We start from the raw sequence: 17,293 nt of genomic DNA, 5'->3' as shown, positions 1-17,293 counted from the left end.
ATATTTAGAAAACCTTCTGCTATATTTCTAACAGATAGTCAACTACCTCTTCTACTTTTCCATCTTTTATATAAACTCTTGGAAGTCTTTTATTCATCATGCAGAATACTTCAGCGGGGATGCCTCCTATTTTCATAGCTATTTCTTCTATCGTGATTTCTTTATCCCCGCTTTTCCCCATGAGTACCACTTCATCGCCCACTTTTACATCCAATTCTGTAACATCTATCATCAATTGGTCCATGCATATACGTCCGACTACAGGTACTATAGTATTTTTTACTATAACACTGCCCTTATTGCTGAGCGATCTACTGTATCCATCTGCATATCCAATAGGTACCGTGGCTATTTTAGATTTTCTTAAGGTTTCATATGTTAAGCCATAGCTTATTTTCTCCCCTTTTTCTATTTCTTTTACATTGGAAATTTGAGCTTTTAAAGATAGAATATTCGTTAGATGAACCGTATCTCTATCTTCATCGGGAGAAGTATAAACCCCATACAATATTATCCCCGCTCTTACCATATCGTAGTCTAGTTCTCTGTATCTCATTATGGCGGCACTGTTGCTTACATGTCTTAAGGGTATCCTTAGCCCAAGTTTTTTTAATCCATCAACTATATAATCGAATTTTTTTGCTTGATTAAATGTGTAGGAAGGATCGTTGTCAGATGCAGCAAAATGAGTAAATATCCCCTCTATTTTTATATTATTCATACTATATATTTTCTGGATTGCCATTATACTTTCCTCTGTAGGCATAAATCCCAGTCTGTTCATTCCGGTTTCGATTTTTATATGAATCAAAGCATCTTTATTGAGTTTTTTAGCCAGCTCAGAAGCTAATTTTGCTTGTTCAACCATATAAACAGTAATATCAATATCTTCCTCGATAGCTTTTTTCATCAGATAATCCGGAGTATACCCCATTATTAAAATCTTTGCCCCTTCAATAGATTTCCTTATATGAAGTGCTTCAGATAAAGTAGCTACTCCAAATTTATCCACGCCTTGTTTCATAAGTTCATTTGCAATCTGTATAGCTCCATTTTCATATGCATCTGCTTTTATTATTGCCATTAAGTCGGTCCCTTTATTCAACGCTTTTCTAATCTGGTTATAGTTACAAGCAAGGTCGTTTAAATTGATCTCTAACCAAGCAGGTCTTGTCAATTCTTTCAAAATACCACCTCTATATACTAAAGTTACCGCTCATTATTATATTGTGGAATGAACTAAAGTTTATTAAATTACTATTAAGCAAATACAATTTGGTTATTTATTATTTTATTTTAAGAGGTTCATAATAGTTTTATACACAAGCACAGGAGTCACTTCGAAAGAATATCTTTTCTCAAGTCTTTCTGTGAATTTATGTGCATCTTTTCCAAATGTTCCTATATCAAGTACAGGTAAATCCAATTTTTGCATGTCTTCTAACGGTAGATTATATTTGGTGCCGAACCCAGGCATGTTATTCTTTAATGCAGCTATAATTTCAGGGTCTTTAGGTGCTGCTCCGTAGCTTAAATCAGATATATAAGGGAAAAATTTCTTATATACAAGTTTATATTCCGATTCAGTCGTATTAACAGCATCTTCAACTGCTTCCAGTAATGCTTTTTCCTTAGGTTGTTTCCCTTCCACATAAATGTGAGGATAATATGGCGGAGCAAAGTAGACTATAACTACAGGCTCCCTGTCAGACCAAAGATTATGAACTAATTCAACAAGCTTAAGTGAAAAATCTCTATTATCAATGGAATCGTCCTTAAGCATTTCTTCAGTAAGTTTTGCAATCTTTTCATCCAACTCATTTCCTATTTCTTCTTTTACTTTTTTGTATAAATCATCATAGGACATAACCCTTGCTTTCCAATCAAATCTCTTGTATTCCCTATCTGTCAATTTACAGAATCTTTCATACTGCTCATTTAAACTATCAATTGTAGACTGGAAAGCTTCCATTGCAGCATCTTTCATCTTTTCCAACACTTCATCCGGTGTACTGCTGTGGGTTGCATAGTTGAAAAATAATGTTGAAGTCTTTGATGTCTGCACAGAATATTCAGTTTTCAAATCCCTTTGCTTTAAAGTAATCGGAGGAAGCGTAACTTCTCCTTCGACTATGTCACAGAAATCCGTATTCAAGTTTATTCTACTTGTTATTGCTGAAGCTATTTGGTTTGAATCTATTCCTTTAAACGCTTCACCAACATGTGTTTCTTTTCCTACTACATAAAAGGAAGGCATCAATTTTCCTACAGTTCCTACATAAACATATTTGTTTTCATCGCCTTCAAATTCAGATGTCATATAATCCGTATCCAGAAGCGCAAGATATTCCAGCCCTTCCTTTTCTTGAAGTTTCACCAGCTCAGGTATTACGGACAGCATTCCTTTAGAATTGCTTTCTTCATCGCAAACAGCAGCATAAATTAAATTGCCTTCAAAATTCTCTATATCTTTTGATATCTCTTCCATGATTGCCATTATTACAGCGTCTCCGGCTTTCATATCAAATAATCCACGTCCAAAGAGATACTTCCCGGACTCTAAATCCCTTCTTGCCTCATCTGGCAATGTATGAGCTATTTCCTTAAACTTTTCTGTAAGCTCATAAGGCTTGCCTGCATACTCTTTAAGGCTGCCGTAATCGGAAATTCCTACGGTATCGGTATGTCCTATTAAGATAACGGTTTTTTTGCTGCTTCCTTTCTTCCCTCTTAATAGCGCAACAACACTTTTTCTTCCAAGTTTATCATCCTCGGCATCGACGAATCTTAAATCTTCAGGGTGATCTTTGTAATAATCCATTTCGGATAATATATCATATACCTTTTGGCTTACATCAAGTTCCCCTTTCGTATCTACTACGCTAACCTGATTCGTTAATTCTACTGCAAGTTGTTCAATTCTTTCTGAACTTATGTTTTTCAACCTTATTCCTCCTACTATTTATTTTATTTAATAATCCTTAATACAAATATCTGATTATTTTTAATATCTAATATACCCAAAATAAAAGGTTACTATTTATAAGTTAATAAGAATTATTATTCTACTTTTGTAGACTCATTTTTATATAGCAAAGATAATTTAATTATTTAACATATTTCGTACAACTAAGTCAATTAATTGAGGGGTTTTATAAAACAAATCCTCTTTCCAAACCCTTTCAGTATATTTGTGCAAGTCTCTGCCAAATGGTCCAACATTGATAACCGGCATTGATAACTCTTTGATTATTTCTAATGGAATATAATAAATATCGTTCCACATTAACATATTGTTAGATATATAATCAATATCTTCTTGGTCGGAAACAAACATTGCATAACTTAAATCTGATATCCCTGTAAAATAATTTTGTACTGTATATTCTTCATTAAAGTTTTCTTTAGCATATAATTTTAGCTTTTTAATGGTTTCATTAATTTTTTCTGACTTTTCACCTAATAAGCTATTATTTGTACTTGGATAATATGGCGGTGCTATTGCCAAAATAACACATGGGTTTTTATCCCTTACAAATTCTAAAGTTTTTTCAATAATTGCATTAGAAGCATCTATAGTAGATATTTTGTTAGAATTAAACTTATCTTTAATATCAGCCATCAGATTGGAATATGCAATTTCAAATTCATTGCCTGAATCTCTTAAAGCTTCTTCATATAATTCTGAATAGAATTTTACACTTGCTTCCCATGGAAGTTTATCATATTCAGTTCCTGCTATTTTATTATAAGTTTTGTAGCTTTCATTCATATCATCTATCACTTGGATAAATGCACTATTGCAAATCTCTTTTAATTCATCCATTATTGACATAGGTGATCTCTTAAGAGGCAATATGCTCATATACCCTGTAGAAGCAATAGGCAGTGATACATCATAAACTTGTTTTCTATCCTTATGATATAACCAAGTTGGTGGCGGATTTGTTGTTGTCCCGACTTTTTCTATAAAATTTGGATTAAGTTCAGTTCTTCTTATGATCTCAGATAGTAAATTTATAGGGTTTAAGCCCAAATATATCTAACCAACATGTGCAAGCTTACCTCGTACATATACTACCGGCATAATTTTGCCTATGGAACCGTCATAAATTGTAGGCTTTAAATCATTTCCTCTTTCATGTGGTTCTGAATTAAGCATCAATATATAATTTAGATTATATTTCTCTTTTAAATCCTTTAATAAATAAGTTGCTCCCCTCATTCCAGCTGATAGGTTTTCTTCATCAGGTACTGAAATCAGGACAATATTTCCGTTAAAATCTTCTTCCTTACTGTACTCTTCAATAAGTGACAGTTGAATTGAGCCCCCGCCCTTCATATCACTGCAGCCCCGTCCAAATAGCCATTTATCACTCATTAAATCATCATAAGCCTGCTTTGGCAATTCCATTTTATTTTGCTTGAAAGCTTCCATCAATTCATATGGCTTTAAGCTTAAATATTCTAATATACCATAATCCTTTGTTTCTACAACGTCATGATGATGAATAAATACAATAGTGTCATCACCCTTGCCTTTTAGTAGACACCAAGGAATTTTTCTATCCAGCTAATCTCCAGGAATATCAAACAAACCACAATACTCAGGATGTTTCTTAAAATAGTCTAGCTTTAAAAAATAATTTTCAAAAAATTTTTCAACATTGTGTTCTTCTTTAGAATTCGTATCGCTTCTGGTGCCTACAAAAGCCAGAAGATTTTCTTCAATAAGATTCTTCATATACTCTTTATCTTTAACCATCATATTCTCCTTTATTTAATCAATACAATGTTAACAAAATTTTATTATAACTCAATTATACCCACAAAAAGATCCACTGCAACTTCTATTAACTCATTACGAAAATCATATTCAAAAGTATGAACATCCGAATAATCTTCGCCATTTCCTAAATAACAATAAGCACCCTTAGTCTCTTTTAAAAAGTGCCCAAAATCATCGGAGCCACGAAATGCTTCCTTCAGTTCAATCAATTCAAAGTCCTTCTCTTTTGCAACTTTTCTTATCTTATCAGAGCTTTCCTTATAATTAGCTGTTTCAGGAAACTCGTCATAATATTCGAAGCTAACTTTTAATCCATATTTTCCAGCTTGATCCTTAGCAATATCTTCTAGGTTTTTTTGTAATGCCATCAGTTCATTCTCATACAAAGCTCGAATGGTTAATAAAAGATCCCCTCTGCCTGCACTTACTCCAAATGCTCTTTCACCTATATCGACTTGAACAACGGTACATAATACCAATCCTTTATTTTTCTTATCATTTATCAAGTCAGGAATGGAATCGATTATTTTAGCTATTGCAAAAGAAGGATTTTTTCCGCGTTCCGGTTCGCTGGCATGTGAAGGCGCCCCTTCCATATGGATAACCATACCTTTCGAAGCGCAATTAACTGTTCCATCCTTAACATTTACAGATTTAAAAGGTCCAACGTTCATATTGTGAAATGCAAATATTTCATCTATGTTATTTTCTTTGATAAATACTGCAGCTTCCTTAGCTCCGGCTCCTATTTCCTCAGCATGCTGGAACAGGAAAAAAACATTTTTATCTGCTCCTTTCTGGTCTACTTCCAATGCTAACCCCGCAAGAGCAGCCGCATGTCCGTCATGTCCGCATTTATGTGATACTCCCTTTATCTTTGAATTGTATGGAATGTCAAGATTCTCATCTATTGGAAGAGCGTCGAAGTCAGCTCTGAAAGCTATATTCTCCTTTGCATTTTTAGCTCTGTATACAGCATAAAACCAGCGGCCTCTATCCACTATTTCAAGCTTTGTATGCTCCTTTAAGAAATCAATTAAATGTTGTTTTGTCCATACTTCTTGGTTTGAAAGTTCAGGATGTGCATGTAATTCATGACGTAATTCAACTGCAAGATCATAATTTTTTTTATCCATATATACCCTCCTTATAATTGTGATAAAAATCAGATTCTATTAGATTATCTTTTTATCAACGTAAGCACTTGTCATAGTCTTTAATATGCTGCCGTATTTAAGTTTAAACTTTATTATATCTCCGGTTTGATAATTTGTTTCACTATCTGTCACATCGACAATTAAATGATCGGAACTTGCTCCCAATATAATTATTTTTTCGTCTAACGGAATAATGCTTGTATCATCCAGATCTTGTTTTCCTACAGCGCAAATTGCTCTTTCACGAATTCCCCTATCTACATAAGAGGGAGTATTCCCAAAGGCATCCATTCCAATTTTACCTGTTGGTACTGAAGGTTTTGTCTTAGCCTCAATAATCTCCGCTTCAAGGATAAATGCATCATTATAAGTATTATCTATTCTTTTTCCATAGGCTGTTTCAGTCCCGCAGACTAAGGACTCCCCGAGTCTCAAATTATTGACCCCATTTAACGCTTTGCTGCCCAGTAGATAAACTGAACTGGAATTTCCTCCGGAAATAATCTGAAGCTTTATACCATATCTTCTTTCTATTTCCTTTCCGATATTTACAAGTCTTCCTATGTTATTTTCATCAGGTATGACCCCTCCATAACATGTTAAATTAGTGCCTATGCCCAATAATTCAATTCCTTTTAGATCTTTTATTTTATCAATTGTTGAAAAAATCTCTTCACCACAATATATACCCTCTCTTAAATCACCTAAATCCACCATTAGAATCACGCCATGAATTTTCCCTTGTTTAATAGCCGATTTTGAAATCGCTTCCAAAACCTTAACTTCCGAATTTAAGGATATATCCGCATATTCAACAACCTCATCTGCCTGCGAAAGCATAGGTAATCTTAATAGTATTTTAGGAAGGTCAAATTCTTTTAGCTTTATAATATTTTCTATTCTTGAATCCGCCAAATATTTTACTCCGCCATCAATAATTGCCTTTGTTATATCTTTATTAGCACAAAATACCTTGGTTACACCTGCCACTTCAATTCCATTTTTTGCAGCTAAGTTTACAAGGGTTTCAGTATTGTGTTTAATTTTTTTTGTATCAATTATAAGTCTTGGATAAGTCATTTTGACTCCTCCTTAAATCCTAAACTATTCTTCAATAGTCTAAGAGCCATTTCAGGATACTTCTTAGACATTACCCCTAATGAAGCCATTATATAATCGTTATCAATTAAAATTGTAGCTTCTGTATTTGGCAATAATTCTGTATCATTAGCGTTTTTAGCTATTTGTTTTAAAATTTCTACTCTTTTAGGCAATCTGGTCAGAGCTCCTCCGGTACCGATTATATATTGAGTCCTCGTCAAATCTTTACCCTCTGCAATTGTCTTTTTGCCCCCAGGTCCATATATTTGTCTAATATGTCCGCAGTGTCTTTTTATAGCTGTTAATGTAGCATGAAGTGTAAGAGCTTCAACAAATTCTTTCTCTTCATCGGATTCAGGAATTGGCTTATGATTGTTAATAAGATTATCAAGCTTTTCAGCGCTAATTTTTAGTTCTTTTTCCAATTCTTCTTTACCTATTAAATCAACTATATTATGCATATTCACATATACACCCAAATCGCCTTCAACTGTCCTTTTTGCTTTTGGCTCCGGACTTAATAATATCCTAGATATTTCTTCGCTTTCATCAGTAACAGAATGTATATCCGTTGTAGCGCCACCTACATCTATTGTAACTAAATCTCCGATATCTTCATACAAAAGCTTGCTTGCTTCCATAACCGCTCCCGGAGTAGGCATTATATTTCCGGTAACCATTTCTCTGATTTTTTCCATTCCCGGAGCATGAATGATATGTTTTTCGAAAACATTTTGTATTACTGCTCTGGTGGGTTCAATATTCAATTCATCTATTCTGGGATAAACGTTATCTACTATATATAGCTCAATTCCTTTATCCTCAAAAATATCCTTCACATCTTCTCTGTTTTCGATATTTCCTGCATAAATTACAGGAGCATTTATTCCTGCTTCAGCAATCATTTCACTGTTATGAAGTGCAGTCTCTCTCTCTCCGTAATCTACCCCGCCGGCAATCAAGATTATATTTGGCTTTATATCAATAATTTTTCTAATGTCTGATTTCCTAAGCTTACCGGAAGTAATCATCTTTATATTGGCTCCGGCACCTAACGCCGCTTCTTTTGCAGCCCTTACTGTCATATCATATACAAGACCATGCACCGTCATCTTCAAACCGCCGGCTGCAGAAGACGTTGCTATGAGCTCATCATATTCTATATCATCTGAATTTAAATTCCGTTTTAAGTCTTCTATCGCATTTCTAAGTCCTATATTTACATCTTCTTCATTAACTGTGGTAGGGGCTTGACCCTGCCCTAAAAATTTAGGGCATGAGTCAAAACTGCCAAAAGCATTCATTACCGTAGTTGTTGATCCGATTTCAGCTACAAGTAAATTAACTAGCATGCATTTCACGTCTCTTCTTTACTAAGAATGTGGCTACCTGTTCTCCCTTGGTTCCCCTACCGAACCCGGCATCTACTCCGGTTTTAACAGCCAATTCATTAGAAACTTGAGTACCGCCTGCTATTACAATTACCTTGTCTCTGATTCCTTTTTCTATAGCTATTTCATTTAATTTCTGCATATTCTTATAGTTGATATCATCATGAGATATAATGGCTGAAGCTAATATTGCATCAGCTTTCAATTCTATAGCGGCATCTACCAATTTTTCTACAGGAACGGATGTCCCAAGCATATGACATTCTATACCATATTTTTCAATTCCGCCATGCTTGATATCTATAATCTCTCTTAATCCAACTGAGTGCTCATCTTCCCCTACAGTAGCTGCAACTATCTTCATTGGATGAGCCTTGATATCATTCCTGATTTCATCTTCAGTCATTATCTCAGGTTTTGGAGGTATAACTAATTTATCCAAATCAATTGTAAAGTCCACTCTGCCTTTGATCTCTACTCTTGTACCTTCCGCTTCTTGCATTATTTCTTTGTGGATTACTTCCACATCCACAAGTCCTAATTTCTTTCCTATTTCAATAGCTGCAAATTCTGCAGTTCTCTCATCAGTTGGCAGGAACATAGTAGTGTGGACAATACCATCACCCATCCATTCCATTTCAGGTTTTATCTTAGAAGACTTTCTTAATTCTTCAACTTCTTTAAGCCTTACATTTACATTATCTGTATCATCCAATTCATCAATATAAATAATCTTTGAAGGATCCTCAAAGGTTCCCCCGCCTATTAATTTTGCAGGGTCATCAACCAAACTCGGATCATATTGTTGAACGTTGTTGTAGCCAAAGTGCGCTGTAACCGGCGCCATATAATCTTCGTCTCTTTCATATACCGTGCCTACACCTACGCCGGCATCACTCTTTCTGATGATGCCGTCTCCGTTCCTTTCAGGATACTGTCCGGAGTCAACAAAAAATCCTTCTTCTACAGCCTTAAAATATCCGCCTACTTCTAATATTTCTTCCATGAACAGAACTGCTCTTTCTTTTAGTTCACGTACCTTTGTTCCTAATTCACCATCTCTTTTAATTTCAACCATTTCCTTAAGCCCATCCATGCCTGTAAAAGCCTGTTTAGCAGTATCTACAGCTTCAATATTGTAAATATGCCATGGGACATTTCTTCCCTCATCAGGTGTAATGGTTGATTGAATATCAGCACTGGTCAATTCCGAAATTAGCAGATTCAATACATGTGTTACCGTTGCTTCTCTTGTGGAAGACTCCATATATTTTGTATTTTGTTGTGCGCGCATTCTATATTCTCTAAACAATTCTCTTAATGCTACCGCATATGGTAAATCTATTCTCATACATGGCGCAGGCGGTGCTGTCGGCGGCACCGTTGAAAGGCAAATATTTTCTTTTTTCATGCCGACTTTAACGGAAAATATGGAATTAATAGCATGCTGTACCATTAGTTCCGGCATTACTTTCCATGCTTCTCTTGCAGTTGCATTGGCATTATGAGCGCCGTCGATTTGGGCCATGTCTGCCCAAGCCATTACACTCTTAGCTTCAGCTGCATCTACAAATGACCTCACCATGTTAATATTTCTGTAAAGAACATTATATTGCGGATCTTGATGAGCTCCGTTAACCCCTTCTTCAGCAAACATTACTGCAATTTCCGGTCCGGCAACGCCTGATACGTAACTATGATAGTTTATCGGTCTGCCGACTTCATCTTCTATAGCATCAATTGCCTTTCTTTGGGCTCTAACTTGTTTTCTCGTTATGGGGATACCGCCAACTCCTTGAGGAGTTCCTTCGATTAATCCGTCAAAATGGGATTGTCCGGCAGTTCTGATAACCATCAAGTGATCTGCACCATGCCAAGCGGCCATTCTCATTCTTCTTATATCATCCTCAAATCTACCTGATGCTATCTCCGTAGTAATAACCGGTGATGGCTGAGGATCTATATTGGAAAAGTATTTTGCAGCAGGCAATGGTTGACTTTGCTTTAAAGGGTCTGATGTTTCATAGAATTCAAATTTACCCATCTGTCGTTTCTCGTTTGCTCCGTCTCTCCAGTGCCAGCCTCTTCTTCTGGGTCTATAATGTTCAAGATCATTTAATATCTCTTCAATATCCAGTTTTTCATTTCTCTTCAGTTCCATTAATTGGCGCCTCCCTTAAACAAGCTGACCACTTCATCCCAACTATCGCCGTCAACTAATGATAATCCTGCATCCCTATAATCAATATTTTTAGCCTTTGCCAATTTATATACTATATGTCCTGCACCCTTGCCTATCAGTCCTCTATCAATTGCATTTTCAACTATCGCCGTTGATTCAGGACTTGAGAAACCCATTCTTAACAAGACACTTCTTTCTATAGAAGGTGTTGTATGCTTCTCGGCTAACTCAATAATCGGATCAACTATTTTACCAGCCAGTTCCCAGAATCTACTTTCCAACTCTTCTTCAGATAGATTCTTAAGATGCTGCCTTCTAATATCAAAATCGTCTTCTCTACTCATATTTTCCTCCTATGCATCAATTGAAACCTTTAAATCCGTAAGTGCTTTTCTAACAAATTCTTCATTGGATTTAGTTTCAGCTATTAAAAATTCTATATCATTTTTATTTACCTTAGTTGTACCTGTGTTTTTGACACTATGTTTAATTAATGATAATTTTAACTTATCAACATCTAAATCTTTGATTTGTACATAACTAGGATCTTTAGGCAAAATAATGTTTTTGCCCGGAACTTCTTCAGTAGGATCACCTACTAAAATCTCAATGCCATTTTCCCTTGCAAAAGTTAACTGCGGAAGTATGTGCTTACCAGCTCCGGTATATTCCGTTTCTTGAACTACGATAATTTGGTCTTCATCCATTTCTTGAGCAAGTTTAAAGGCAGCTGATAATGCAGTATTTCCAGCAGGACCTCTCTCTAGTCCTTCTACCTGAGCTAATAATTCAGTCATATAAAATACAGTACCTTGATTCATAGTAACATATCTATCTAAATATCTTAATGGTCTTGCTGCTGATCTAGGAACATCGGATCTATCCGGCCATGTAGCATATGGAACTCCGAATCCTGTATGACCCGTTGTAAATGATTTTCTGTTGAATTGAGTATCACTGGCCATATGAAGTCCTGATAAATCAACACTTGCACCTATTACTCGGGTATCTGTTGCACCAGCTTTTAATAAACCTCTTGCTGTGCCTGTAAGATTTCCGCCGCCTGCATTAGTTACAACAACAACATCAGGATCTTTTCCTTCTCTTTCCCTAAACTCCAATGCCAATTCATAGCCAAGGGTCTCTACTCCCGCTATAGCAAACGGAGTATATAATGAAGCATTGAAATATCCTGTATCTTCAAGCAATAATAAGAATGAATAGAAAAGCTCAGGTCCTACAGTAAGTTGCACAACTTCCGCACCGTATGCTTCGCAGGCTCTTGCTTTTTCAATTATTTCCGGTTGCCCTACACCTCTTGAATCATAGCACTCTTGAACTATAATAGATTTTAAGCCTTTCATAGAACATTGAGAAGCTACAGCTGCTCCATAGTTTCCGGAAGTTGCTGCAATGGCTCCTTTATAACCCAATTTCTTTGCATGATAAATTGATGTTGCTGCACGTCTTGCTTTAAAACTTCCGGATGGATTTGCTGCTTCATCTTTTACAAATATTCTTGCTCCTTTACCTTTTGGAGCGCACTTTCTAGCTAATGCGGTTAAATTCCTTAATTCGTAAAGAGGTGTATCTCCAACGCCTACTTCTTTTTGAATCTCTTCAATCTCTTGGATAGAATAACCGGTCTCCCTCATCATTTTTTCATAATCGAAGGCTAAACCACCTAATTCGAATTGATCAAAATCAATTCCTACAGCCTTCTTCATGATCTCGCCTTTTCTTGCCGTTACGGCTTCATAGCTCCTATCCTTAGTCATTTAGTCCACCCTCTCTGCTTAATATTTCCTTTGCTTGTCGTCCTATATAAAGGATTTCCGGTACTGCTTTCCCAAAATTATGTTTCCAGTAAGGATTTTTTTCAATTAATGTTCCTGTTACTTTACGTCCAATATATGTTTCAACTTCAACTTCATCTCCGAAGTTAGCATCTTCATTTAATAAAAATCCTTTATCCCACATTTCAAGAGGTACTTTTTGAGTATCCTCTGGTATTCCGGGGGCTCTTTCTCCGGCATTAAGCACTATTTTATGAATACGAACCCAATCTCCACGTTTTGCATCCATTGTCAAACATCCTTTCTATTTAAATTCACAGTTCACAATAGCACATTTCATTCTAATATAACTAAAAAACTCTATTTACTTTATAAGATATTACTAGTCTTCTATAAGATCCCTCATATCTCCCATAATTGCTCTTGGCACAGGTAGATCGATCATAGTTTTTAATCCGGGCCTTGAATTAATAACTTGCGGAATCATATTTACACACATTGCTATTGTACCAATTCCACCGGGAACTTCCGGATTAATTGCCATACTTATATCTGGATTCCCTTTAATTTTGATATAATCTCCTGTTTCAACGCCTTCCAATTGAGGTTCAACTTGTTGTGGATGAATCATTTCAATCTTCAATTCTCCATCAACATAACCATATCCTAACATATTAACTCCGGCAACATCTCCCGCTTGGACTTCAGCGTTAGGAGCTTTTCTGTATACATTAGATACTATAGGTGATTTTGATAATTTAACTTTATCAGACAATTTCCACCCTAAAGCATCGGTTATCATATTAACGGATTCGGCAAAGCCTACATGCCCTGCTAATTTCCCCGACTCATTCTTTTCATTAAAATCTTTTACAGTTAAACCAACACCTTGTTCATGCATTACTGCAGGTCCAAATGGGGATAGGTTATTAACTCTCTTTGCCTCTATATGTTCTACATCATAGCATGCTCCAGTCAATGTAATTACAAGTAAATCCATTATCAATCCCGGATTAATACCGGTTCCAAGTACTGTAACACCGTTTTCTTTAGCTATCTTATCCAGCTTCTTAGACAATTCAGGTTCTTGAGCTTGTGGATATGCCATTTCTTCTGCAGTAGTTATTACGTTAATTTTCTTTTCCATTACAAATTTACATTTGTCAAATACGTCTTTTGTAAATGAATCAGTGCAGATTAGAACTACATCAGCAGCCTTTTCTGTTATTATGTCTTCATAAGAGCCCATTATTACATCTTTTCTATTTCCTTTTTCCATTCCTAAGTGCTCATACATACTCTTTCCTATCTTTTCTCCTCTTGCTACAGCTCCTACTATATCAACGCCTTTCTTAGTTAATAGTAGTTCTGCCATTCCTTTACCCATTGATCCTAAACCCCAGATGATAATCTTAACATTGTCCTTTCTCATATACAAACACCTCCAAATTTTTGTTATAATTTATATTATTGCAAATAGCATGCCAAATATTTATAACTTTATAAATACCCATTATGGGACAAAATGATACCCGCGATACATAAAAAATTGCAATAATATTTGCATATTGGTGCAAATATTATTGCAATCGATTGCTCTTCTTCAACTTATGCTGCAAGGTTTGCCTTTTAATCCCAAGATGCTTTGATGTTTTTGTAATATTATAATTATATTTTTCAAGCGTATTCTTAATCAATTCATTTTCAATATTATCTAATATTTCCGGAAGTGATTTCTCATCCAATTGATAGTCTAGATTTAAAGGATATAATCTATCGGTGGAAATAAATTTCGATGACACAAAATAATCCTCAGTTAATATAACATCATCAAAAGAAGCAAAATTCATTGCGCTTTCTATAAAATTCTCCAGCTCTCTTACATTCCCCGGCCATGCATATTCTTTAAATTTATTGATTACATCCCCTGAAATACTTTCAATATTTTTATTCAAAACTTTATTATATTTTTTTATAAAATAATTACATAACATTTCTATATCATTTATTCTTTCCCTTAGAGGTGGAATAAATACATTTATAACGCTTAATCTATAGTACAAATCTTTTCTCATAGTGCCCTGTCTAATGCAATCATTAGGGTCTTCATTTGTCGTTGCTATTATTCTTACATCTATAGGAATATCTTTTGTACCACCTACTCTTCTTATATATCCCTCCTGCAATACCCTAAGTAATTTAGCCTGTAAGGATAAAGACATAGAGTTAAGTTCATCAAATAATAATGTCCCTCCATTGGCCTGTTCAAACAATCCTTCACGTTCTACTGCGCCGGTAAACCCTCCTTTTGCAGTCCCAAATAATAAACTCTCAAGCAAGGATTCCGGTATTGCAGCGCAACTCTGTGCAATAAAAGGCTTATTTCCTCTAATCCCGCTATAATGTATGCTTTGAGCAAATAATTCCTTACCAGTACCGGTTTCACCATAAATAAGCACACTGGAAGAAGAATCACCTGCCCTCTCAGCTATTCTTTTAGCCGATTTAAACCCGTCGCTATCACCTATAATGTCATCAAAATGATATCTCCTAATTTTATTTTTGGTATTTGTATCACCTTTAATGCCTGATTCCTTCTGAATTTTAATTAATCTTTCAGAAAGATCCATTATTGTAGTTATGTTTTGGGCCAATTCAACAGCTCCAATTATTTTTTCATTATGTTTTAAAGGGAGAGTGGAACTCATTGTCGTTATGCTTTTACCCTTATAATTCAGATATGTTTGTATATTATTTATTATTGGTTCACCTGAATTGGCAACCTTAACAAGGGTGGATGTTCTTTCATTTAAACTCGGGAATATATCAAAAATATCTCTATCCATTACCTGATCTATTTTTAATCCTTCCAATTCTCCCATCTTCTTATTATAGACAATAGTTCTTCCATTCGCATCTATCGCATGAACTCCAGAATACCCGTAGTGCAAAATATTTTGCATCAATATTGAATCAATATTAACCTCTTGCATAATATCACTCCACATTAATTTAATTTCTCCATATTTTAATTTTTATTTCTCAATTATTAATAAAATTGCTAAATATATAGTTTGAACCATCCGGTTTAAAAATAATTCAACATTTAAGTTTTTTCAACTTCCTAAGTATCTCTTGATATTCCTTATCCAAGTGATCTACATCATCCCTCTTTGATGGCATTGAAAGTTTGCCTATGATTTCCGAAAGCTTATTTTCTAATATAAATATCTCCTGTTCTTTTCTCTCCTTATTATAATCATATACCCTATTTATGACTTTTAAATATTCATCTAAATTGCCATTGAATATTTTTATCTTTTTATTTTCAATAGTCATTATATGGTCTGCGATTGTTCTTACAAAACTCCTATCGTGGGATACAAAAAATATCGTCCTATTATATGCCCTCAGAGCTTCTTCCACTATTTCCATGGAGTTGATATCCAGATAATTTGTTGGCTCATCTAAAATTAAAATATTTATATCCTGTAACATAAGTTTTGCAAAGGATACCTTCACCCTCTCTCCTCCACTTAGCAGACTGACTTTTTTATATACATCTTCTTTCCTAAACAAAAGCCTTGCGAGAAGAGTCCTTGTAAAAGTTTCATCATAGATACTTGTGTCCATTACATTTTCCAGTATAGATTTTTCATCGTCTAAAATATTCATATCTTGACTAAAATATCCTACTTTTGCGCCCTTTGCTACTTTGATACCATCTTCGCTATCCATAATCATTTTAATCAAGGTGCTTTTACCACAGCCGTTATCCCCTATGAGAGCCACCTTCCAGCCATTGTAAATATTAAGTTCTGCATCTTTAAAGATGATTTTCTTATCAAATGCCTTGCTTATCTTTCTCCCCTCAATGATTATTTTACTATGAAGTCTACTTACATCTTGAATATCAAAGTTAATGATGCCCTGCTCTTTTGGTTTTTCTTTTACTTCTAAATGCTCTACCCTTTTTCTTAAGTTTTTAACCGCATTATCCAAACCCTTTTTTGCCTTTTGTCCACCCATCTTATGGAGTCTTGCCTCAGAATTGCCCATCCTTTTTGGAGCCCCTTTTATGGATGCTGCCTTTTGTCTTGTATTTGCTATCACTCCTTCCAACCTTTTCTTTTCACTTATATATTGTTCATATTCAAATTCAGCACGTATCTTTTCTTCTTCTTTTAATTCCCTATATTTTGAGAAGTTTCCATTATATATTTTTATTTTCCCAAAACTTACTTCTATTATTTTATTACATACTTTATCCAATAAAGTTCTATCATGTGATATTATTACCAATGCCCCATTAAAATCTTGAAGTCCCTTTTCTAATAACTCTATTCCATTTATATCCAGATTAGAGGTAGGCTCATCTGCAAATAACATATCCGCCCTTTTATCAAAAACCGATGCTAGCTTAAATCTGGTCTTTTCTCCTCCACTCATATCCTCATTCCAAGTATTTGAAATATTGAATCTTGAGGCCATTTCATCACTAATATTTATTGCTTCGGATTCTTCAAGCTGAGATACAAATGCGTAGTCGCAATTAAGTTTAACACAGCCTTCGTCAGGCTCAAGCCTTTTCATCAAAATATTTATAAGAGTGGTCTTGCCCACTCCATTTACACCGACAATTCCGATTTTATCATCTGAATATATTTTTAAATCTTCAATATCAAGTAAAAGCCTATCTCCAAAATATTTTTTTATATCATTACATTCTATCAACAAAACAAAATCCCCTCCTATATCTCTTGGAGAGGATAGCATTAACTAATAAAACCAATAAAAAACATTATAATAAGGTTAAATTAATTAAGGAACTATCCACTCATATTTTATGCATCACAAAAAAACCCTATAGGCAAGTT

At 34.9% G+C, this 17,293-nt stretch carries 15 protein-coding genes; all 15 read right to left on the bottom strand.

Annotated features, from left to right (window positions below):
- Window positions 1–19: 19 nt before the first annotated feature.
- The 15 genes from alr to abc-f all read right to left on the bottom strand — a co-directional run bounded on the left by alr (window position 20) and on the right by abc-f (window position 17,153).
- A complete protein-coding gene (gene alr, locus H8707_RS02025; RefSeq protein ID WP_262428485.1) occupies window positions 20–1,186 on the bottom strand; it encodes an alanine racemase in 1,167 nt (388 codons plus the stop codon).
- A gap of 105 nt (window positions 1,187–1,291) precedes the next feature.
- Window positions 1,292–2,944 carry a M20/M25/M40 family metallo-hydrolase gene (locus tag H8707_RS02020; protein ID WP_262428484.1) on the bottom strand — a complete coding sequence of 551 codons (1,653 nt, stop codon included), beginning with the start codon at window positions 2,942–2,944 and terminating at the stop codon, window positions 1,292–1,294.
- A gap of 159 nt (window positions 2,945–3,103) precedes the next feature.
- Window positions 3,104–4,036 (bottom strand): zinc-binding metallopeptidase family protein, encoded by a 933-nt coding sequence (locus tag H8707_RS02015; protein ID WP_262428483.1) that lies wholly within the window; start codon window positions 4,034–4,036, stop codon window positions 3,104–3,106.
- A 6-nt stretch (window positions 4,037–4,042) separates the two neighbouring features.
- Window positions 4,043–4,438 carry a M20/M25/M40 family metallo-hydrolase gene (locus H8707_RS02010; protein WP_262428482.1) on the bottom strand — a complete coding sequence of 132 codons (396 nt, stop codon included), beginning with the start codon at window positions 4,436–4,438 and terminating at the stop codon, window positions 4,043–4,045.
- A 135-nt stretch (window positions 4,439–4,573) separates the two neighbouring features.
- Complete coding sequence (locus H8707_RS02005) at window positions 4,574–4,744, bottom strand: hypothetical protein (protein WP_262428481.1); 171 nt, start codon at window positions 4,742–4,744, stop codon at window positions 4,574–4,576.
- 65 nt (window positions 4,745–4,809) lie between these two features.
- Complete coding sequence (locus H8707_RS02000) at window positions 4,810–5,925, bottom strand: M20 metallopeptidase family protein (RefSeq protein WP_262428480.1); 1,116 nt, start codon at window positions 5,923–5,925, stop codon at window positions 4,810–4,812.
- A 39-nt stretch (window positions 5,926–5,964) separates the two neighbouring features.
- Complete coding sequence (gene orr / locus H8707_RS01995) at window positions 5,965–7,026, bottom strand: ornithine racemase Orr (protein ID WP_262428479.1); 1,062 nt, start codon at window positions 7,024–7,026, stop codon at window positions 5,965–5,967.
- A complete protein-coding gene (locus H8707_RS01990) occupies window positions 7,023–8,399 on the bottom strand; it encodes a GlmL-related ornithine degradation protein (protein WP_262428478.1) in 1,377 nt (458 codons plus the stop codon). Before H8707_RS01990 ends, orr begins: the two co-directional genes overlap by 4 nt.
- Window positions 8,389–10,599 carry a D-ornithine 4,5-aminomutase subunit OraE gene (oraE, locus tag H8707_RS01985; protein ID WP_262428477.1) on the bottom strand — a complete coding sequence of 737 codons (2,211 nt, stop codon included), beginning with the start codon at window positions 10,597–10,599 and terminating at the stop codon, window positions 8,389–8,391. The genes H8707_RS01990 and oraE overlap by 11 nt, the downstream gene beginning before the upstream one ends.
- Entirely contained in the window at window positions 10,599–10,964 is a 366-nt protein-coding gene (locus H8707_RS01980; RefSeq protein ID WP_262428476.1) for an ornithine aminomutase subunit alpha, read from the bottom strand. The genes oraE and H8707_RS01980 overlap by 1 nt, the downstream gene beginning before the upstream one ends.
- 9 nt (window positions 10,965–10,973) lie before the next feature.
- Window positions 10,974–12,398, bottom strand: coding sequence for a 2-amino-4-oxopentanoate thiolase subunit OrtB (ortB, locus tag H8707_RS01975; RefSeq protein WP_262428475.1), 1,425 nt, complete (start codon window positions 12,396–12,398; stop codon window positions 10,974–10,976).
- Window positions 12,391–12,705, bottom strand: coding sequence for a 2-amino-4-oxopentanoate thiolase subunit OrtA (gene ortA / locus H8707_RS01970; RefSeq protein WP_262428474.1), 315 nt, complete (start codon window positions 12,703–12,705; stop codon window positions 12,391–12,393). The genes ortB and ortA overlap by 8 nt, the downstream gene beginning before the upstream one ends.
- 93 nt (window positions 12,706–12,798) lie before the next feature.
- The gene (gene ord / locus H8707_RS01965) at window positions 12,799–13,848 is read right to left on the bottom strand and encodes a 2,4-diaminopentanoate dehydrogenase (protein WP_262428473.1); all 1,050 of its coding nucleotides are present in this window, start codon (window positions 13,846–13,848) and stop codon (window positions 12,799–12,801) included.
- Window positions 13,849–13,996: 148 nt separating this feature from the next.
- A complete protein-coding gene (locus H8707_RS01960) occupies window positions 13,997–15,409 on the bottom strand; it encodes a sigma-54 interaction domain-containing protein (protein ID WP_262428472.1) in 1,413 nt (470 codons plus the stop codon).
- A gap of 106 nt (window positions 15,410–15,515) precedes the next feature.
- Window positions 15,516–17,153, bottom strand: coding sequence for a ribosomal protection-like ABC-F family protein (gene abc-f / locus H8707_RS01955; RefSeq protein WP_262428471.1), 1,638 nt, complete (start codon window positions 17,151–17,153; stop codon window positions 15,516–15,518).
- Between the last annotated feature and the right edge of the window lie 140 nt (window positions 17,154–17,293).

Source organism: Paratissierella segnis (assembly GCF_014385195.1).
Taxonomy (GTDB): domain Bacteria; phylum Bacillota; class Clostridia; order Tissierellales; family Tissierellaceae; genus Paratissierella; species Paratissierella segnis.
Note: the sequence above shows the minus strand (reverse complement) of the source record. Positions and strands in the feature narration are given on the sequence as shown.

Excerpts from the sequence above, each read along its gene's own strand:
- H8707_RS02010 (WP_262428482.1), bottom strand. The coding sequence starts at position 4,438 with ATGGAAGCTTTCAAGCAAAATAAAATGGAATTGCCAAAGCAGGCTTAT.
- H8707_RS02005 (WP_262428481.1), bottom strand. The coding sequence starts at position 4,744 with ATGAAGAATCTTATTGAAGAAAATCTTCTGGCTTTTGTAGGCACCAGA.
- H8707_RS02000 (WP_262428480.1), bottom strand. The coding sequence starts at position 5,925 with ATGGATAAAAAAAATTATGATCTTGCAGTTGAATTACGTCATGAATTA.
- orr (WP_262428479.1), bottom strand. The coding sequence starts at position 7,026 with ATGACTTATCCAAGACTTATAATTGATACAAAAAAAATTAAACACAAT.
- H8707_RS01990 (WP_262428478.1), bottom strand. The coding sequence starts at position 8,399 with ATGCTAGTTAATTTACTTGTAGCTGAAATCGGATCAACAACTACGGTA.
- oraE (WP_262428477.1), bottom strand. The coding sequence starts at position 10,599 with ATGGAACTGAAGAGAAATGAAAAACTGGATATTGAAGAGATATTAAAT.
- H8707_RS01980 (WP_262428476.1), bottom strand. The coding sequence starts at position 10,964 with ATGAGTAGAGAAGACGATTTTGATATTAGAAGGCAGCATCTTAAGAAT.
- ortB (WP_262428475.1), bottom strand. The coding sequence starts at position 12,398 with ATGACTAAGGATAGGAGCTATGAAGCCGTAACGGCAAGAAAAGGCGAG.
- ortA (WP_262428474.1), bottom strand. The coding sequence starts at position 12,705 with ATGGATGCAAAACGTGGAGATTGGGTTCGTATTCATAAAATAGTGCTT.
- ord (WP_262428473.1), bottom strand. The coding sequence starts at position 13,848 with ATGAGAAAGGACAATGTTAAGATTATCATCTGGGGTTTAGGATCAATG.
- H8707_RS01960 (WP_262428472.1), bottom strand. The coding sequence starts at position 15,409 with ATGCAAGAGGTTAATATTGATTCAATATTGATGCAAAATATTTTGCAC.